This is a genomic window from Streptomyces sp. NPDC015127 (assembly GCF_043080095.1).
Taxonomy (GTDB): Bacteria; Actinomycetota; Actinomycetes; order Streptomycetales; family Streptomycetaceae; genus Streptomyces.
This window is the reverse complement of sequence record NZ_JBIBVE010000017.1, coordinates 135,241-153,552: the sequence shown is the minus strand read 5'-3', so window position 1 is coordinate 153,552 and position 18,312 is coordinate 135,241. Positions and strand designations below refer to the sequence as shown.

Here is an 18,312-nt window from a genome sequence, read left to right as displayed (position 1 = left end):
GTATGACATACAGCGGAGTGGTCAAGGTCGGCGGGCCCGCGGATGTGCACGAACTGACGGACCTGATGATTTCCAAGGTCGCCGTCGGCCCGATGGACAACAACGCCTATCTGCTGCGCTGCCGCGCCACCGGAGAGCAGCTGTTGATCGACGCCGCCGCCGAGCCGGACACCCTGCTGCGGCTGATCGGTGACGACTCGATCGCGTCGGTCGTCACCACCCACCGCCACGGCGACCACTGGCAGGCGCTCGCCGAGGTGGTCGCGGCGACGGGCGCCCGGACGTACGCGGGGCGCCACGACGCCGAGGGCATCCCCGTCCCCACCGATGTGTCGGTGGACGACGGGGACACGATCCGGGTGGGCCGCGTGGAGCTGACCGCCCGTCACCTGGTGGGCCACACCCCGGGCTCGATCGCTCTGGTCTACGACGACCCGCACGGGCATCCCCATGTGTTCACCGGTGACTGCCTCTTCCCGGGCGGTGTGGGCAACACCCATGACGATCCAAAGGCGTTCGCCGATCTGCTGAACGGTGTCGAGGAGAAGCTCTTCGGCCGGCTCCCCGACGAGACGTGGATCTACCCGGGGCACGGCAAGGACACGACGCTCGGCGACGAGCGGCCGAAGCTGCCGGAGTGGCGCGAACGCGGCTGGTAGTCCGCGGCGTTCGGCTCAGGCCGCCGGGTCGGGCGTGGGGCCCGGCGGCTCCGGCGCCGGCTGTGCGGTCGGACGCGGCGCCGCTCCGGGCGCCGCGAACCCTTCCGCGACGCGTGCCGGCAGCGGCCCCAGCCCCAGCAGGCCGGTGACCGCCGCGGTGGTGAGGGCGTGCCACGAGGCGGCGCCGCGCAGCATGGCGTGGTCGCCGCCGGACACCGGCAATGCGCAGACCTCCGAGCCGGCGGCCAGGGCACGGGCGGCGAGGGCCCAGGTGTCGGCCGGGTCGGTCACCCGGTCCCGGTCGCCGTGCAGCAGAACGACCCGCCGGCCCGCGAGGTGGTCCACCGGTTCACCGGCGGGGCACCAGGGCGCGAGCCCGACCACGGCGGACACCCGGGGATGCGCGGCGGCCCGCAGGGCGGCCCGGCCTCCCATCGAATGTCCCACCAGCACGACGGGTACCGGCCCGGCCGCCAGGGACAGCTCTTCCAGGGCCCGTGCCGCGTCACGCGCCGCGTCGGCGCGCTCGCCGTTCCAGCCCCGGTGGACGTAGCGGACCCGGCCGAGGGCGATGCGGTGGCCGGCGGTGGCGCGGGCGATGGACCTGGCGAGGGGACGCATCCGCACCGCGGGCAGGTTGACGACGGGCGGCGGCTCCAGGGCGTCGGCCCGGCCGCCGTGCAGCAGAAGGACGGCCGCTCGGGGCGAATGGACGGCGCGCAGGGTCACCAGGGCGGCGGACGCGGGTTGTTGTCGGCGTGCGGCGATGACTCTCACGTCCTCGGTGCTCGGGGCTGTCGTACGCCACGGTATGCGGGACCGGAAGACCGCCGGCCGGCGGATACGCCGCCGGCCGGGGCGAGGGCTCTCGTCCTCGCCCCGGCCGGGGCTGCCACGTCGGGTGACCGGGCCTGGTGTGTCAGGCCTCGACGCTGTCCTTGTCCTTCTCGGCGGGGACCTCGTCGGCGCTCCGCCCGGCCTTGGCCGCTTCCCGCTCGGCCTGCTTCTTGGAGGCGATCAGGCTGGTGATCGTGGTGACGACCAGCACGCCGCAGATGACGGCCAGCGAGAACGGGATGGAGATCTCGGGGACGTGCACCCCGCTCTCGTGCAGTGCGTGCAGCACCAGCTTGACGCCGATGAAGCCGAGGATCACCGACAGGCCGTAGCTGAGGTGGACCAGCTTCTTCAGCAGTCCGCCGATCAGGAAGTACAGCTGTCGCAGACCCATGAGCGCGAACGCGTTGGCCGTGAAGACGATGTACGGGTCCTGGGTGAGGCCGAAGATCGCGGGGATGGAGTCCAGCGCGAAGAGCACATCGGTGGTGCCGATGGCGAGCATGACCACCATCAGCGGGGTCAGGACGCGCTTGCCGTTGTTACGTATGAAGAGCTTGGTGCCGTGGTAGCGGTCGGCGACACCGAACTTCTTCTCGACGGACTTGAGGAGCCTGTTCTCCTCGAACTCCTCCTCTTCCTCGTCCGAGCGCGCCTCCTGGATGAGCTTCCAGGCGGTGTAGATGAGGAAGGCGCCGAAGATGTAGAACACCCACGAGAAGCTGGCGATGATCGCGGCGCCCGCGGCGATGAAGATCGCCCGCAGCACAAGCGCGATCAGCACACCGATCAGCAGCACCCGCTGCTGGAGGTGGGACGGCACCGAGAACTTCGCCATGATCAGGACGAAGACGAAGAGGTTGTCGACGCTCAGCGACTTCTCGGTGATGAATCCCGCGAAGAACTCGCCCGACGCCTGGCTCTCGCCGAAGACGAGCAGGCCGAGGCCGAAGAGCGCCGCCAGCACGATCCAGACGACGGACCAGGTACCGGCTTCCTTGATCGACACGTCATGAGGCTTGCGCCCGATGAAGAAATCGACAGCGATCAGGGCACTGAGACCAAGAATGGTCAGCACCCAAAGGGTCATTGAAACGTCCACTGCGCCTCCGGCTTCGTACGGCTACTGATCAGCGTCGTCGCTGCCGGAGGTCTCCTCCACCCGGGCGGTGTCGCACCGCATCACGGGCCGGCGCCCCGGGACCTTCTCTGTGGGTCCGTACTGACGGGCACGCCGCGAGTCGGGAGTACTCCCCTCCGCTCCAAGGAAGAGTACCGGAAAGACCAAGGAAAGGTAAAGGAGAAGGTAATGCGATTATCAAATTCCCAGGTCAGCGCCCCCAGGAGCGGCGGGCGTCGGCCACCCGGTCCAGCACCTCACGCAGCACGGCACTGCCCGGCGGCACGGTCAGCGGCTCGTACGTCCACGCGTGCCGCACCCAGGGGTCGGCGAGGTGGTCGTCGGGAACAGGCGTGATCCGCAGGAGCGAGCGCCACAGCGGATCGAGCACCGGACCGTACGCGGAGGCATCCTCTCGGTCGGCGACCATCAGCAGGTGAACTCCGACGGCGGGTCCCTCGTCGGCGAGGTACCGCAGCTGGGTGACCGCCCGGTCGTCGAAGCCGTGCGGGAAGTCGTTGACGATCAGCAGCTGCTCGGCCCGGTCGAGGTCCGGCGGGAGGGAGTCGGCCGCGTCTCCGCGCAGCGCCATGGTCACGAGGTCGACCCGCTGGGTCAGCTGCGCCAGGACGGCGCTCACGCCCTGGGCCCCTGCCGCCGGCGGCCCGGCGAGCACGCCCGAGCTCACCAGCGGGGCCAGGGAGCCGGCCGCCGACCCGGCCGGGTCGATCACATGCACCGAGAACTCACCGGGCGGGTACACCGCGAGGAGCCGGGCGGCGAGCGCGACCGCCGTGTCGGCGGCCTGCCGGCGCAGCAGCCCCTCGTCCAGCGCCATGGCCGCGTCCGAGCTCGACCGTCCGCTGTCCACCCACAGCCCCCGCTCCAGCGGCAGCCGGACGAGCAGCGGAAGACGCAGCTCGGGGCTCTCGGGCAGGTGGATGTCGCCGATGCGCAGCGCCATGGGGATCTCCATCGGAACCCGGTAGGCGTGCCAGGCAGGGTTGTCCCAGCGCGCGAAGGCCGGCGGGAGAGCGGGCTCCACGACCTCCGCCTCGGCGGTGAGCTGGGCGAGATCCCGGTCGAGGACCTGCCGGGCCTGGTCGGTCAGCTGCTCGTACTTGGCGCGGGCCGCGGCCCTGGCCTCGTCCCCGCCGCTGCCGATGCGGCTGCGCGGGTCCGACAGGACCTGGTCGAGCTCCTTGTCCATGCGGGTCTCGGCAAACTCGACCGCGCTGCGGTACGCGGCGACGGTCCGGGCCAGATCCTCGAACATGCCCCAGATCTGGTTGTAGAGGCGCTCCTCCATGGACCAGCCGGTGGCGTCGCCCGCGACCGGCGAGGAGGGACGTCCGGGCTCCCTGGGCGGTGCGGCCGGATGGGGCGGCGGGGGAGCCGACTGGCGCCGGGGGTGCGCGTAGTTGATGGGGCCGTTCGGGATCTGCGGGGCGTCGGGCTCCGGGGTCTGCTGCGGTCCCGCGGAGGCGGCCGCAGCCTGGGCCGCGGGCACGGACAGGCCGTCGGAGAGGGAGCGGCCGCCGGACGGCGTCGCGTCCGGGGCGGTGGACTGGTCGGGGGCGGCAGAGGCGGCCGGACCCGCGTCTGCGCCCGTACCGAGCCGCGCCGGTTCGGTACGGGGAGCCCGTGGAGCCACTGTCTGCTGGATACCGGCGGCGATCTCCCGGGCCCCGGCCAGGCCCTGGTCGGCGAGGAGGTCCGCGAGCCCGCCCTCGTATCCCTGGCCCACCGCGCGGATCTTCCAGGTGCCCTGGCGCCGGTAGATCTCGACGGCGACGAGCGCGGTCTCGGTGTCGAGTCCGGTGATGGTGAAGCTGGCGATCTCGCCGCCGTCCTCACCGACGACGGCGACGAAGGGCGCCGCGGTGGCGCCGAAACGGTCGGGGCCGCCCGTGGCCGCGAGCGCGAGGAGCACGTTGATCTGCTGCGCCTCCTCGGGCACGGCGTCCAGGTGGAGGCTGAACCGGGGCGTCCGTTCGGCCTGTCCCGGCACCTCGACGCCGGGCAGTGTGCGGGCGCCGGGGTGGGCGACCCACTCCTCGCGTCCGGTGCCGCGGTCGTCGACGTAGCTGGCGCAGGCCACGACCGGATGTCCGGCCGACACCCGTACGTCCAGGCGGGTGTGCGGCAGCGGGTGGTTCTGCCCCCGTACCAGCTCGGCCGTCATCGCTCTGTCCCCTCGGTGCTCTGCGGTGCTCGTGGTGTGTGCGTCGCAAGGCGTGCGACATCGCCGGCGTGCGGGCGCCCGGCGGTTCGTGTCGTGCGGTGCAAGCGGTGCAGCTCCCGGCGGCGATGCCTCCGGGAGCTGCGGGTCCGTCGATACGGTCCGGCCTGCGGTGAACGCCTACAGGTGCGGCAGGATCGACGGCATCAGGTCCTGGAACGTCCGGCCGTTGGCCGGGTTGCCGAGGGCCGTCATCTGCCAGCCGGCGCCGGCGCGGTGCACCTTGGCCATGATCTGCGCCGTGTACTGGCCGCCGCCGTCGAGCGTGTAGCGGGCGAGCTCCTGGCCGTTGGTCTCGTCGACGATGCGGCAGAAGGCGTTCTGCACCTCCTGGAACGTCTGGCCGGTGAACGAGTTCACCGTGAAGACGATCTGGTCGATGTGGACCGGCACCCGCTGCAGGTCGACGAGGATCGCCTCGTCGTCGCCGCCGGAACCGGCGCCGCCCACCAGGTTGTCACCGGTGTGCTTGACCGAGCCGTCGTCGCTGACGAGGTGACGGAAGAAGACCACGTCCACCGGCTGCTTGTCGGCGAACAGCACGGCCGACGCGTCGAGGTCGATCTCGCGGGTGCGCGAGCCGAACAGACCGCGGCGCGGCGCCGCCTGCCAGCCGAGCCCCATCCGCACAGCAGTGAGGGTACCCCCGTCGCTCTTCTGCAGGCTGATGGCCTGGCCCTTGGTCATGTTGACCGTCACGCGCTGTCCCCTTCTTGAGAATTGCCACCGCCCAAATGTGCGGTTGACCTGCACCCTACGCAGTCGGGGCGGCGGAGCAGGACCGTCCGCCCGAATTTGTGTCGGTCTTGCAACACAGCGTCCGTGGCCTGCGTCAGGCGAGGCCCGCCTCCTTCATCTGGCGGAGCTCCTTCTTCAACTCGCTCACCTCGTCGCGCAGTCGCGCGGCCACCTCGAACTGCAGCTCTGCCGCCGCGGCCCGCATCCGCTCGGTCATCTCCTCGATGATTCCGGCCAGTTCGGTCGCGGGGCGGTCGCTGAGCACCTCGCCCTTCCTCGCGCCCGACGTGCCGAGCGCGGGCACGGGGGCCTTGGCGGCCTTGCCGGCCTTCTCGGCCTTCGCCTGCCGGTAGCCGGTGCCGAGCAGCTGCTCCGTGTCGACCTCCTCGCGGGCGATCGTCGCGACGATGTCGTTGATCTTCTTGCGGAGGGGCTGCGGGTCGATGCCCTTCTCGGTGTTGTACGCGATCTGCTTCTCGCGGCGGCGATTGGTCTCCTCGATGGCCTTCTCCATCGCGGGCGTGACCTTGTCCGCGTACATGTGGACCTGGCCGGAGACGTTGCGCGCCGCGCGGCCGATGGTCTGGATCAGGGACGTGCCGGAGCGCAGGAACCCCTCCTTGTCCGCGTCCAGGATGGCCACCAGCGAGACCTCGGGGAGGTCGAGGCCCTCACGCAGGAGGTTGATGCCGACCAGGACGTCGTACTCGCCGGCGCGCAGTTCGCGCAGCAGCTCGACGCGGCGGAGGGTGTCGACGTCGCTGTGGAGGTAGCGGACCTGGATGCCCAGTTCGAGGAAGTAGTCGGTGAGGTCCTCGGCCATCTTCTTGGTGAGCGTGGTGACGAGGACCCGCTCGTCCTTCTCCGTGCGCAGCCGGATCTCGTGGACCAGGTCGTCGATCTGGCCCTCGGTGGGCTTGACGACGACCTCCGGGTCGACGAGACCCGTGGGGCGGATGATCTGCTCCACGAAGCCGTCGCCGCGCGAGAGCTCGTAGGTGCCGGGGGTGGCGGACAGGTAGACGGTCTGGCCGATCCGCTCCTTGAACTCCTCCCACTTCAGCGGGCGGTTGTCGAGGGCGGACGGCAGCCGGAAGCCGTGGTCGACGAGGGTGCGCTTGCGGGAGGCGTCGCCCTCGTACATCGCGCCGATCTGGGGGACCGTCACATGCGACTCGTCGATGACGAGGAGGAAGTCCTCGGGGAAGTAGTCGAGGAGGGTGTTGGGCGGGGAGCCGGGCTCGCGGTCGTCGAAGTGCATCGAGTAGTTCTCGATGCCCGAGCAGGAGCCGATCTGGCGCATCATCTCGATGTCGTACGTCGTGCGCATGCGCAGCCGCTGGGACTCCAGCAGCTTGCCCTGCTTGTCGAGCTCCGCGAGGCGCTGCTCCAGCTCGGCCTCGATCCCGTTGACCGCCTTCTCCATGCGCTCGGGGCCGGCCACGTAGTGACTGGCGGGGAAGACGTACAGCGACTGGTCCTCGCTGAGGATCTCGCCGGTGAGCGGGTGGAGGGTGGACAGGGCCTCGATCTCGTCGCCGAACATCTCGATGCGGACGGCGAGCTCCTCGTAGACCGGGAAGATCTCGATGGTGTCGCCGCGGACCCGGAAGGTGCCGCGCTGGAACGCCATGTCGTTGCGCGTGTACTGGATGTCGACGAAGCGGCGCAGCAGCTGGTCGCGGTCGATCTCGTCGCCGACGTTGAGCTGGACCATGCGGTCGACGTACTCCTGCGGGGTGCCGAGGCCGTAGATGCAGGAGACGGAGGCGACCACGACGACGTCGCGGCGGGTCAGCAGCGAGTTGGTCGCGGAGTGGCGCAGGCGCTCGACCTCCTCGTTGATCGAGGAGTCCTTCTCGATGTAGGTGTCCGACTGCGGGACGTACGCCTCGGGCTGGTAGTAGTCGTAGTACGAGACGAAGTACTCCACCGCGTTGTTCGGGAGGAGCTCGCGGAATTCGTTCGCCAGCTGGGCGGCCAGGGTCTTGTTCGGCGCCATCACCAGGGTGGGGCGCTGGAGCCTCTCGATCATCCACGCGGTGGTCGCCGACTTGCCGGTGCCGGTCGCGCCGAGCAGGACGACGTCCTTCTCGCCCGCGCGGATACGCCGCTCCAGGTCGGCGATGGCCGTCGGCTGGTCGCCGCTGGGCTGGTAGGGGCTGACGACCTCGAAGGGCGCCACCGTACGTTCGATCTTGGAAACGGGCCGCATGGAATCCACCGTACGACCCACCACTGACAGCCGGGGGCGAACCGCTGCCGATCGCCGGCCGCCACGGGTTCCCGGCCACCGGACCGACCCGCTCCCACCAGCAGTTTCGCTCGCTTTCCGGCGCCTGCCGGGCCCGCGGGCCCGGGCTCAGCGGCCGTCGGGATCCGCGAAGCGCCGGCGGCGGCCGCGGTCGGCGGCCCAGGACGCGGGGCGACGGCCCGGCAGCGTCCCGTGGCGGGCCGGCACGCCGGCGCGCCGCAGGTCGTCCCGTTCCGGTTCGCCCAGCACGAGCAGCGGATCGAACATCACCACGACGGCGGCGAGCAGCAGGAAGACCGCGGGACCCACCAGGACGGGGGCGAGCAGGCCGACCGGGGACTCGCCGGTGGCGGTCAGGTCGATCGTGGGGTGCAGATGGACGCTCACCGCCGCCATCCCGACGTAGTGCATCCCGCTCACGGCGATGCCCATTACCAGGCTGGCGCCGAGACTGGCCGGGAAGCCGTGCACCGACACCGCCGCCCACAGCGCGGCGGTCGCCGCGACGACGGCGATGACCACGGAGAGCGCGACGGTGAGGGTGTCGTATTCGAGGACGCCCTGCAGTCGCATTCCGGCCATGCCGAGGTAGTGCATGGAGGCGATGCCGAGTCCGGTGAGAGTTCCGCCGGTGACCCGCGCCATCACGGTCGCGCCGCGGTAGCCGACGATGAAGATCCCGATGCCGACCATGACGACGGCCACGGCGAGGCTCGCGAAGGTGGTCGGTTTGTCGTAGCTGATGGGGACCTCCTCGACGGTGAACCCCATCATCGCGATGAAGTGCATCGTCCAGATCCCCGAGCCGATGGCCGTGGCGCCGAGCGCGAGCCATCCTGCCTTGAAGCCCCGGCCGTGGCGCACCGACCGCGTGGTGCAGCGCAGCCCCAGGGCGCCGCCGAGGCAGGCCATGAGGTAGGCCGCCACCGGGGTGACGAGGCCATAGCCGAAACCGTCCACCGTGCCCTGCATCCCGTGCGCCCTTCGCCCCGTGCGGTCCCCTGCCCCGTGCCCCCTCGTTCCTCCGCGATCCCCGCGATCCCCGCGATCCGGGAAGGAACGTCCGGTTGTGGGCGAGAGTACGGCCCGGGGAACGCTGTGGAAACGCCGGGGCGGCGATTTGTCGACATGGGGGACACGGGGTGATCGCCTGCGGGCGGTCCGTTCACGTTGTGGCCATACTTCGCCTGTCCCGCGTTGGCCGACAACTGTCACTCTCGGCCCGTCCCGATCCGACGACGTGAGGAAATCCCGTGCACGCACGCCCCGTCGCAGCCCTGGCCGCCACCGCCCTCGGAATCACCGCGTTCCTCGCGCCCGGTACCGCATCCGGCACCGCGGAAGCCGCCACGCAGCACGACGAACCCCTGGTGATCGCCCACCGCGGCGCCTCCGCGTACGCGCCCGAGAACACCCTCGCGGCGGTCGATCTCGCGGACCGGATGGGCTTCGTCTGGGTCGAGAACGACGTCCAGCGCGCCAAGGACGGCGAGCTCGTCGTCGTGCACGACGACTCACTCGCCCGGACCACCGACGTGGAGCAGGTCTTCCCCGACCGCGCGCCGTGGAAGGTCAAGGACTTCACCGCCGCCGAGATCGCCCGCCTCGACGCGGGCAGCTGGCGCGGCGCGGAGTGGGCGGGCGCGCGCGTGCCCACGCTCAAGCAGTACCTGAACCGCGTCGACGACAACAACCAGAAGCTCCTCCTGGAGATCAAGAAGCCCGAGCTGTACCCGGGCATCGAGAAGGACACGCTCCGGGTGCTCGGCGAGGAGGGCTGGCTGGACCGCCGGCACGTGGCGGGCCGGCTCGTCATCCAGAGCTTCGGCGCGGACAGCGTGAAGGCCGTGCACGAGCAGCGGCCGGACCTCACCACCGGCTTCCTCGGTACGCCGGCGGTCGCCGATCTGCCGGCGTACGCGGCGTTCACGGACCAGATCAACCCCACGCACTCCTCCCTCACGGCCGACTACGTGGCCGCCGTCCACGCCCTGAAGGGCGCGCACGGCAAGCCGCTGCGGGTCAACACCTGGACGGTGAACGACGCGGCGGGCGCCGCGCGCGTGGACGCCTTCGGAGTGGACGGGATCATCACCAACAACCCGGACGTCGTGCGGGACGCGGTGAGCTGACGCCCGTTCCGGACGGACTGTCAGTGCCCGGTCGTACCGTGGTCCCCATGAACACGACCGGCAGGAACACCCTCGAGTGGAGCGTCGTCGCCACGGACATCGGGCCGCTGCTGCTCGCGGCGAGCGGTGACGGCCTCGTGAGCGTGGTGTTCCATGCGCGGCCCGCGATACGGGACCGGGCACTGAAGCAGCTCACGGACCGGCTCGGTGCGCTGCCCGCCGAGTCGGCCACCGGGCGGCTCGCCGAGCCGATACGCCAGCTGCGCGCGTACTTCGAGGGCACGCTGCGGGTTTTCGACCTCCCCCTGGACTGGTCGCTGTCAGCGGGTTTCAACCGCCAGGTGCTGCGCGAGCTGCCGGCCGCCGCGCCGTACGGGACGGTCATCGGCTACGGCGACCTCGCGGCACGGGTCGGTCAGCCGGGCGCGGCCCAGGCGGTCGGGGCGGCGATGGGCTCCAACCCGCTGCCGGTCGTCGTGCCGTGCCACCGGGTGGTGGAGACGGACGGCGGCCTGGGCGGCTTCGGCGGGGGCCTGGAGACCAAGCGCAGGCTGCTCGCGCTGGAGGGCGTGCTGCCGGAGCCGCTGTTCTGACCCGCTCGGCACGGTCCCTTCGGGGGCCGCGGGCCGGATCGCCCCGGCGCCCGTGCGAGCCGTGGGAAGGCGTCGCCGCGGTTCCTGATGCGGTGCCCGCGCTGTTCCGCACCGGCGCGGTCGCTGGCACACTGCGCCAGTGACCATCAGCCCTGACGCTCCTGACATATCCGAGGCCCCGGTGATCGGGGCCGCCGAGCTCCCGGCGCTGCGGCGCCGGATCAACGCCGTGCTGATCGCCAGCCAGATCCTGGGCGGCCTGGGCGTCGCCACCGGAATCGCGCTCGCCGCGGTGCTGGCGCAGGAAGTCAGTGGTACGGAAGCCCTGTCCGGCCTCGCCCCGACCGCGACCGTGGCCGGGACCGCGCTGCTCTCGGTGCCGCTGGCCGCCCTGATGACCGCACGGGGGCGGCGGCCGGGCCTGGTCCTCGCGTACGTGATCGGGGCGCTGGGCGCGGGCGTGGTCGTGGTGGCGGCCGTCATCGGCAGCTTCCCGCTCCTGCTGCTCGGCATGGCCGGATTCGGCGCTGCCTCCTCGGCCAATCTCCAGGCCCGGTTCGCGGCCGCGGACCTGGCCGAGCCGGAGCGGCGCGGGCGGGCGATCTCCACGGTGGTGTGGGCGACGACGATCGGGGCGGTCGTCGGCCCGAACATCGCCTCGCCCGCCGGCCGCAGTGTGTCCGGCCTCGGCATTCCGGCGGCCGCGGGTCCGTTCCTCTGGGCGGCGGGTGTCTTCCTGGTCTCGGCGGTTCTGGTCCTGGTCCTGCTGCGCCCCGACCCGCTGCTGACGGCCCGCGCGCTGTCGCCCGCCGACCGCTCGCCCGAGGGGCGTTCGCTGCGTGCGGGAGTGCGGGCGGTACGGGACTCCCCCATGGCGCAGCTGGCGCTGGTCACCGTCGCCGTGTCGCATACGGCGATGGTGTCGATCATGTCGATGACCCCGGTCGCGCTGAGCCATCACGGTGCGGGGATCCAACTGATCGGTCTGGTCATCAGCGGCCATATCGCGGGCATGTACGCGTTCTCGCCGCTGATGGGCTGGCTGGCGGACCGTATCGGACGGCTGGCTGTGATCGGTCTGGCGGCCGGCCTGCTCAGTACGGCCGCGCTGCTGGCCGGTACGGCGGGGCCGAGCCACGGCCGGACGGCGCTCGGCCTGTTTCTGCTGGGCCTCGGCTGGTCGGCGGGGCTGGTCGCGGGCTCCACGCTGCTGACGGACTCCGTGCCGCAGCCTGCGCGGGCGGCGGTCCAGGGCCTGTCGGACCTGACGATGAACACGGCGGCCGGTCTGGGCGGGGCGGCGGCCGGACTGGTGGTGGCCCAGGCGGGGTACGGCTGGCTGAACGCGATCGGCGCGGTGCTGCTGCTGCCGATGGCCGCGCTCGCGGTACGGCGGGCCCTGACGCGGACGTGAGCGGGGCGGGGGGCTGTGGGGGCCCTGTGCGAGGCGTGATCCGAACGGGGGCGCTGCACGGCGCGTGAGCGGGACGGGGGGCGCCGCGCGGGGCGTTTCGGGAACGGGTGGCAGCGCCCCGTGGCGGTCACCGCACCGGCGACGGCGACGTCCCCCCGCGGATCAGCAGGCGGGGACGGGCCGTGCCGGAGGCCGGGACCGACCAGATGTCGCCCGGTGCCAGTCCGTACGCCACGGTGTCGTTGTCCAGCCATGCCGCCTGGTCGTCCACGCTGCGCGTCTCCGCCAGCGGCCACTCCCGCATCGTGCGCAGATCCAGGGCGTACAGACGCCACGGGCGGCGGGGGTCGTCGCGGACCTGCTTCTTGAAGACCAGCCGGGTGTTGTCCGGGGACAGGGACGGGCATTCGACGTTCTCCCGCAGCGCCCGGGCCGACCATGCGCGCATGTCGCCCTCCACGAGATAGGTGCGGCCCTTCGTCGAGACGGTCGCGTAGAAGCGGTTGTCGTCGCGTGCGAACGTCACGCCCCAGTAGTTGACGTCCGGTGCGTGGTAGCGGCGTCCGTCGATGGTCAGCGGGATCTGTTCCATGTTCTTGACCAGGAAGCCCGTGCGCAGATCGAGGATGGACGTGCGCGTCGAGAAGGACGAGGACGCGTAGGAGTCGCCGACGGCGAAGTTCGTCCACGACAGCATCCGCCCGGACGCCGACACCCGGGCCCGGTTCGGAATGCCGGGCACCGCGACGCGGCGCACCTCGCGCATGCGCCGGTCGAGGACGACGGCGTAGGTGCGCGGCGGCACCCCGGGGCGGCGTTGCAGGCACAGGCCCGTGCCGCCCGCCGCGTAGAACCGCTCGCAGGCGGGACCGCCGCCGACCGTGCGCGCGCCGGGGGCCGGGCCGTCGACGGGCCGGTACGCGACACGGCCGCCGTTCCCCTTGCCCTCGGATCCGGCGCTGCGGAAGTAGAGGCGGGGGCCCTCCAGGGTGAACGTCGCCTCCGCCGCGGCCGGTTCGGGGCGGCGTTCCGCGGCACGCACCGTGTAGCCGACGGCCACTCCCGCCAGGACGAGTGCCGCGAGCGCGAGCAATCCGGCACGTGCCCGCATGCTGAGCCGGGACGCGTTCATCGCACACTCCGTTCGCCGGGAACCGCATCGGTCCGGGGCAGTACGGCCCACGCCACCGCCAGTGCCGCGCCCATCGCCGCCGCCGCCAGCACCAGCGCGGTCCCCGGACCCCATACGGTCCACGCCGCCCCGAATCCGGCCGCCGCGCACAGCCGCGCGACGGCCTGGCCGGTCTGGAGGAGCGCGAGCCCCCCGGCCCTGCGGGCGGCCGGGAGCACCGGACCGGCCAGCGCCATGAGTACGCCGTCCGTCGCCGCGTAGAAGACGCCGAGCAGCAGCAGGACAGTCGTCAGCAGCAGGACTCCGCCGGCCGGCCCGAGCAGCAGCAGGTACGCGGCGAGCAGTGCGCCGTGCCCGCACAGGAAGGGCAGTCGGCGTCCGAACCGGTCCGCCGCGCGGCCCGCGGGCACGGCGAGCAGCAGATAGACGGCGGCCGCGCCGAGCGGCAGCAGGGGGAACCAGTTCACGCCGATGTCGAGCGTGCGCTGGAGCAGTAGGTAGACGAAGGCGTCGCCGACGGTTGCCGCGCCGAGTACGGCGGCGGCGAGCAGGATGCGGCGGAAGACCGGGCTGCGCAGGGGTCCGAGGACGGAGGCGCGCAGCGTGGGCCGGTCGGGCGGGGCCGCGGCACGGCCCGGGACGTCGCCGTGGGCCGCCCTGCCGGGGACGAGGACGACGAGCAGCACGACGCCGAGCAGCCCGGTGCAGAAGCTGACGACGAAGACGGCGTCGTAGGCGTCCGCCGTCGCCCACAGCAGCGCGAACGCGGCGAGCGGTCCGAGCAGCGCGCCGGTGGTGTCCATCGCGCGGTGCACGCCGAAGGCCCGCCCGAGTCCGTCCGGCGGGCTGCTGAGGGTGATCAGGGCGTCCCTGGGCGCCGTGCGGATGCCCTTGCCGATGCGGTCGGCGGCCAGCGCGGCGGCGATGCCGAAGGTCGCGCCGCCCGCGAGCAGCAGTCCGATGCGGGAGAGCGCGGACAGCGCGTAACCGGCTCCGGCCACGCGTTTGTGGCGGCCGCCGCGGTCGGCGGCGTGGCCGCCTAGGAGCCGTACGAGTGCGGTGACGCCGTTGAAGAGCCCGTCCAGGAAGCCGAATTGGAGGGGCGAGAGGCCGAGTCCGAGGACGAAGTAGAGCGGCAGCACCGCGGTGACCATCTCGGAGGAGATGTCGGTGACGAGGCTGACCGTTCCGAGCGCGATCACGGCGCCGGGGACCCGCCGCGCCGCCCCAGGGGGTGTCCCCGGGGCGGGCGGCGCGTCGCGGCGGCCGGTGGTGGCCAGGTACATCAGTGGCAGGTGTAGGTGGGGCTGGTGTCCTTGGCCGTCCCGTCCGTTCCGATGTAGCTCCATCGGTATGTGGAGTCGGTGAAGTCCAGCTTCAGCACGCCGTAGGAGCCGCTGATGCGCTTCTGGCTGTTGGGCTGGACCTGCTCGATCGGATACGGCTCGGCGCCGCCCATGCCGCCGACGATCTCGACGATGCCGTCCGGGGTGGCGCGGCCCTCGGGATCCTGCGGTGCGAACCGCTCGTAGTGGTGGTCGTGCCCGCCGAGTACGAGGTCGGCCCGCGCGCCGTACAGCAGCTTCCACACGGGCTTGCTCACCGGATCGTTGCCGTGTCCGCCCGAGCTGAACAGCGGGTGGTGCCAGTAGGCGGCGACGCAGCGCTTGGTGGTGCGGGCGAGGTCGTCCTTGAGCCACTGGATCTGCGCGGCGTCGTCGAAGGTGTTGGAGTCGAGGGCGATGAAGTGCCAGTTGCCCTCGTCGTAGCTGTAGTACGGCTTGCCCTGCGGGTAGGCGAGGGAGCCGAAGTACTCCTTGTAGCCCCGGAACGGGCCCGCCGGGTCGTACGACTCGTGGTTGCCGGGCACGGGACGTGTCTTCGCCTTGAAGGCGCCCCAGGTCCTGTCGTAGTAGTTGCGGAAGTCGGAGATCCGGGCGTCGTCGTACTGGTTGTCGCCCATCGTCAGATAGAACTTCGGGTTGATCCGCTGGGCCTGCGCGGCGGTCTTCGGGTGGGCGCAGGAGCTGGACGACGCGGTGCACTGGGCCGCGATGTCGCCCGCGGCGACCACGGTGAAGGCCCCGGTGGGCGGCTGACCGCCGCCGGTGGTGCCGTAGACGTCCGCCTCGAAGAGGGAGTAGCCGTACGGGGTGCCGCGGACGGTGCCGTAGACACGCAGGTAGCGGCCCTTGCCGGAGAGCGAGGTGAGGTCGTCGGTGCCTCCGTTGCCCGCCGATTCCTCGGCGAGCCGGGTCCAGGAGGCGCCGTCCGCGGAGATTTCGACGCGGTACGCCTTGGCGTGGGCGGCCTCCCAGGTGAGGGTCACCCGGGACACGGTCGCCGTCGCGCCGAGGTCGACGCGGATCCATTGCGGGTCCTTTCCCTCGGCGGAGGCCCAGCGGGTGGCGGGGTCACCGTCGAAGGCGTTGCCGGCGGCGAAGCCGGAGCCTTCGAGCGACGACGCGGTGGCGGGTTTGCCGCGCGAGATGAGCGGGTCGGCGAGCGGCACGGCGGCCCTCGGGCCGCCGGCGACGGCGTCGGCGCGGTCCGGGCGGACGACGAGCACGCCGACGACGAGCAGCAGGACGGCGGCGAGGGCGAGTGCCGTGGTCCGGCGTGGTGGGGCGGAGACGGTCAGGCGCATACCGGGGCTCCCTGTGCGGGGGGACGGCGAGAGCTGGACTCCGTGCGAGGCGCCGTGCAGGGGGCAGGGCACGGCGTACCGGCGGCCGGGTCAGAGCTCTCGCTGAGCGCGTCACGCCCGTGGGGACAGGGCGCCGCGCCAAGCCGCTGCCGGGATGGTGGCAAGAGGCCATGCCCCTGTCAATAGTTGTCAGGAAACTTTCCTATCAGTGTCGTGCGGCATCCGGGGCGGGCTTCCGTACGCCCGCCGGTCCACGTTTGGGCGGCCCGCCGCCGTGCCAGGGATGGGGACATGGTGAAGACCGCGATAACAGTGTCCGAAGAGGTCCAGGAGGCGCTCGACGCCGGCGCGCCCGTCGTCGCCCTGGAGTCGACGATCATCGCGCACGGGCTGCCCCGCCCCCGCAATCTGGCCGTGGCCGAGGAACTGGAAGCGCTGGTACGGGCCGAGGGAGCCGTACCCGCCACGATCGCCGTGCTCGACGGGCGGGCGCACATCGGCCTGGGGAAGGCCGAGTTGGAGCGCGTCGCGGGCGACCCCGGCATGCGCAAGCTGGGCCACCGCGATCTGGCTCCCGCCCTGGCGACCGGCGCGAGCGGGGCGACGACGGTCTCCGCCACGGCGTTCCTCGCCGACCGGACAGGCATCCCCGTCTTCGCGACCGGCGGACTCGGCGGTGTGCACCGGGGCTGGACCGAGACACAGGACGAGTCGGCCGACCTGCGGCTGCTCGCGCAGGTCGGCCTCACCGTGGTCTGCGCGGGCGTCAAGTCGATCCTGGACGTCCCCGCCACCCTCCAGCGGCTGGAGACGCTCGGCGTGGGGGTCGTCGGCTACGGGACCGACCACTTCCCCGGCTTCTACCTGACGTCGTCGGGCGAACCGGTCGACTGGACCGTCAGCACGCCCGAGGAGGTCGCCGCGGTGATGCACGCCAAGGACCTGCTCGCCGAGCCGTACTCCGCCCTTGTCGTGGCCAATCCGGTCTCCGTCGAGGACCAGCTGGACCCCGACCTGCACGACCGGGTGCTCGCGCGGGCGCTCGGCGAGGCACGGGAGGAGGGCATCACCGGGCAGGCCGTCACTCCCTTCCTGCTGGAACGGCTGATGCGCTACACCGAGGGCGCGTCGCTGGAGGCCAACCTGGCGGCGGTGCGGGGCAACGTACGGCTCGCGGCGCGCATCGCCGCGGCGTACGCATGACGGGCGGCGCGAGGAGGGCCGGCCGGGCGGGAGGGGCGGACGGAGCCGGGCCGCCGGCCGGCCCGCCGGGACTGCTCGTGGTCGGCGACGTCGTCACGGACGTCGTGGCACGTCATCGCACGCCGCTCGCGCGGGGCACCGACACGGCCGCCCGTATCCGCATCCTGCCGGGCGGAGCGGGGGCCAATGTCGCCTGTTGGGCCGCCCGTTGGGGCTGCGCCGACGTCCGTCTCCTCGCCTGCGCGGGCGAGGCGGACGCGGCCTGGCACGCCGAGCGGCTGACGTCGGCGGGTGTGCGTCCGCTTCTGGTGGCCGACGCCGAGGCGCCGACCGCGACCGTGGTGGCCCTCGTCGACGAGGGCGCCGAGCGCACCTTCCTCACGGACAGCGGCGCGGTGCTGCGACTGGGCACCGACGACTGGGCACCGTCCCTGCTGGACGGGGTCGGGCATCTGCACGTGTCGGGCTACCTCCTGTTCTCCGGTACGAGCAGGCAGGCTGCGGGCCTCGCGATGCGGTCCGCACGGGAACGTGGCGTTCCGGTGAGTGTGGACCCGGCGTCGGCGGGCTTCATCGCCGAACTGGGCGTCGACACCGTGCTGTCGGCCCTCGACGGCGCGGACGTACTGTTCCCCAACGAGGACGAGGCCCGACTGCTCACCGGCCTGCCGGATGCGGCCGACGCGGCGGCGAAGCTCAGCCGCGTCGTGCCGCTCACGGTCGTGACCCTGGGCGGACGGGGTGCCCTGGTCGCCGAGTCGGGCCGGGTCACGGCGCGCGTTCCGGCCGTACCGGCCGAGGCGGTGGACACGACGGGAGCGGGCGACGCGTTCACGGGCGCGTTCCTCGCCGCCCGCCTGGCGGGAGCGGACACCGCCACGGCGGCGGCGGAGGGCTGCCGCGCGGGCGCCGGCGCGGTGACACGGGTGGGCGGCCGCCCATGAGACGCCAGGGCGGGGTGACGTCAGGGGCCCGCGAGTGACGCGCCCCGGCCGGGCGAGAGTCGGGCCGGCGGCCGCGCGCGCCGAGGGCTGGCCGCCCCGCGCCGGGTGAGGTCAAGCCGCGGCCGACCGTGTCGGCACCTAGGGTTGGCCACCCGCGCCGAGCGACGTCAGGGCGCGGCTGACCATGTCGGCAAACCGGCAGTTGGCCGCCCGCGCCTGGCAACCCATCAAGGCGGCGGCCGACCGTGTCGGCACCGGCAGTTGGCCGCCGGCCCCGGCCAACCCATCAAGGCGGCGGCCACCCGCGCCGGGCGACCCGACAAGGGGCGACGCCGTCCCCGCCCCCGCGAGGGCGCGGCGCCGGGGCAGGGAGCTGCCAGGGGGCCCGAGTCGACCG

At 72.4% G+C, this 18,312-nt stretch carries 15 protein-coding genes; 6 read left to right on the top strand and 9 right to left on the bottom strand.

Annotated elements, in window-relative coordinates:
* Nucleotides 1–2: 2 nt before the first annotated feature.
* Nucleotides 3–659 carry an MBL fold metallo-hydrolase gene (locus ACF08N_RS30150; protein WP_392327882.1) on the top strand — a complete coding sequence of 219 codons (657 nt, stop codon included), beginning with the start codon at nt 3–5 and terminating at the stop codon, nt 657–659.
* 15 nt (nt 660–674) lie between these two features.
* Here ACF08N_RS30150 and ACF08N_RS30145 read toward each other — a convergent pair whose 3' ends face one another.
* The 6 genes from ACF08N_RS30145 to ACF08N_RS30120 form a co-directional block, all read right to left on the bottom strand.
* The gene (locus ACF08N_RS30145; RefSeq protein WP_392327881.1) at nt 675–1,436 is read right to left on the bottom strand and encodes an alpha/beta fold hydrolase; all 762 of its coding nucleotides are present in this window, start codon (nt 1,434–1,436) and stop codon (nt 675–677) included.
* A 142-nt stretch (nt 1,437–1,578) separates the two neighbouring features.
* A complete protein-coding gene (locus tag ACF08N_RS30140) occupies nt 1,579–2,598 on the bottom strand; it encodes a TerC/Alx family metal homeostasis membrane protein (protein WP_392327880.1) in 1,020 nt (339 codons plus the stop codon).
* A 229-nt stretch (nt 2,599–2,827) separates the two neighbouring features.
* A complete protein-coding gene (locus tag ACF08N_RS30135; RefSeq protein WP_392327879.1) occupies nt 2,828–4,801 on the bottom strand; it encodes a TerD family protein in 1,974 nt (657 codons plus the stop codon).
* A 177-nt stretch (nt 4,802–4,978) separates the two neighbouring features.
* Nucleotides 4,979–5,557, bottom strand: coding sequence for a TerD family protein (locus ACF08N_RS30130; protein WP_324979169.1), 579 nt, complete (start codon nt 5,555–5,557; stop codon nt 4,979–4,981).
* A 133-nt stretch (nt 5,558–5,690) separates the two neighbouring features.
* The gene (gene uvrB, locus ACF08N_RS30125; protein WP_392327878.1) at nt 5,691–7,811 is read right to left on the bottom strand and encodes an excinuclease ABC subunit UvrB; all 2,121 of its coding nucleotides are present in this window, start codon (nt 7,809–7,811) and stop codon (nt 5,691–5,693) included.
* Nucleotides 7,812–7,958: 147 nt separating this feature from the next.
* A complete protein-coding gene (locus ACF08N_RS30120; RefSeq protein ID WP_392327877.1) occupies nt 7,959–8,822 on the bottom strand; it encodes an MHYT domain-containing protein in 864 nt (287 codons plus the stop codon).
* A 281-nt stretch (nt 8,823–9,103) separates the two neighbouring features.
* On the opposite strand from ACF08N_RS30120, the gene ACF08N_RS30115 reads away from it, so the two are divergent.
* The 3 genes from ACF08N_RS30115 to ACF08N_RS30105 all read left to right on the top strand — a co-directional run bounded on the left by ACF08N_RS30115 (nt 9,104) and on the right by ACF08N_RS30105 (nt 11,989).
* Nucleotides 9,104–9,982 carry a glycerophosphodiester phosphodiesterase gene (locus tag ACF08N_RS30115; RefSeq protein WP_392327876.1) on the top strand — a complete coding sequence of 293 codons (879 nt, stop codon included), beginning with the start codon at nt 9,104–9,106 and terminating at the stop codon, nt 9,980–9,982.
* A 47-nt stretch (nt 9,983–10,029) separates the two neighbouring features.
* Nucleotides 10,030–10,575: a methylated-DNA--[protein]-cysteine S-methyltransferase gene (locus tag ACF08N_RS30110; protein WP_392327875.1), complete on the top strand. Its 546-nt coding sequence runs from the start codon at nt 10,030–10,032 to the stop codon at nt 10,573–10,575.
* A 145-nt stretch (nt 10,576–10,720) separates the two neighbouring features.
* Nucleotides 10,721–11,989, top strand: coding sequence for an MFS transporter (locus ACF08N_RS30105; RefSeq protein ID WP_392327901.1), 1,269 nt, complete (start codon nt 10,721–10,723; stop codon nt 11,987–11,989).
* Between the two features lie 127 nt (nt 11,990–12,116).
* On the opposite strand, the gene ACF08N_RS30100 is transcribed toward ACF08N_RS30105, so the two are convergent.
* Genes ACF08N_RS30100 through ACF08N_RS30090 form a run of 3 tightly spaced genes read right to left on the bottom strand, consistent with a single transcriptional unit; the run spans nt 12,117 to nt 15,768 of the window.
* Nucleotides 12,117–13,121, bottom strand: coding sequence for a hypothetical protein (locus ACF08N_RS30100; protein WP_392327874.1), 1,005 nt, complete (start codon nt 13,119–13,121; stop codon nt 12,117–12,119).
* Nucleotides 13,118–14,407, bottom strand: coding sequence for an MFS transporter (locus ACF08N_RS30095; RefSeq protein WP_392327873.1), 1,290 nt, complete (start codon nt 14,405–14,407; stop codon nt 13,118–13,120). The genes ACF08N_RS30100 and ACF08N_RS30095 overlap by 4 nt, the downstream gene beginning before the upstream one ends.
* The gene (locus ACF08N_RS30090; RefSeq protein ID WP_392327872.1) at nt 14,407–15,768 is read right to left on the bottom strand and encodes a discoidin domain-containing protein; all 1,362 of its coding nucleotides are present in this window, start codon (nt 15,766–15,768) and stop codon (nt 14,407–14,409) included. Before ACF08N_RS30090 ends, ACF08N_RS30095 begins: the two co-directional genes overlap by 1 nt.
* 291 nt (nt 15,769–16,059) lie before the next feature.
* Here ACF08N_RS30090 and ACF08N_RS30085 point away from each other — a divergent pair, with 291 nt between their 5' ends.
* On the top strand, nt 16,060–16,971 hold the full coding sequence (locus ACF08N_RS30085; protein WP_392327871.1) for a pseudouridine-5'-phosphate glycosidase: 912 nt from the start codon (nt 16,060–16,062) through the stop codon (nt 16,969–16,971).
* Nucleotides 16,968–17,915, top strand: coding sequence for a carbohydrate kinase family protein (locus tag ACF08N_RS30080; protein WP_392327870.1), 948 nt, complete (start codon nt 16,968–16,970; stop codon nt 17,913–17,915). Before ACF08N_RS30085 ends, ACF08N_RS30080 begins: the two co-directional genes overlap by 4 nt.
* Nucleotides 17,916–18,312: the final 397 nt, after the last annotated feature.

Bases quoted from the DNA above. Each gene is read 5' to 3' on its own strand.
- ACF08N_RS30150 (WP_392327882.1), top strand. From the start codon at position 3: ATGACATACAGCGGAGTGGTCAAGGTCGGCGGGCCCGCGGATGTGCAC.
- ACF08N_RS30135 (WP_392327879.1), bottom strand. From the start codon at position 4,801: ATGACGGCCGAGCTGGTACGGGGGCAGAACCACCCGCTGCCGCACACC.
- uvrB (WP_392327878.1), bottom strand. From the start codon at position 7,811: ATGCGGCCCGTTTCCAAGATCGAACGTACGGTGGCGCCCTTCGAGGTC.
- ACF08N_RS30120 (WP_392327877.1), bottom strand. From the start codon at position 8,822: ATGCAGGGCACGGTGGACGGTTTCGGCTATGGCCTCGTCACCCCGGTG.
- ACF08N_RS30110 (WP_392327875.1), top strand. From the start codon at position 10,030: ATGAACACGACCGGCAGGAACACCCTCGAGTGGAGCGTCGTCGCCACG.
- ACF08N_RS30100 (WP_392327874.1), bottom strand. From the start codon at position 13,121: ATGAACGCGTCCCGGCTCAGCATGCGGGCACGTGCCGGATTGCTCGCG.
- ACF08N_RS30095 (WP_392327873.1), bottom strand. From the start codon at position 14,407: ATGTACCTGGCCACCACCGGCCGCCGCGACGCGCCGCCCGCCCCGGGG.
- ACF08N_RS30090 (WP_392327872.1), bottom strand. From the start codon at position 15,768: ATGCGCCTGACCGTCTCCGCCCCACCACGCCGGACCACGGCACTCGCC.
- ACF08N_RS30085 (WP_392327871.1), top strand. From the start codon at position 16,060: ATGGTGAAGACCGCGATAACAGTGTCCGAAGAGGTCCAGGAGGCGCTC.
- ACF08N_RS30080 (WP_392327870.1), top strand. From the start codon at position 16,968: ATGACGGGCGGCGCGAGGAGGGCCGGCCGGGCGGGAGGGGCGGACGGA.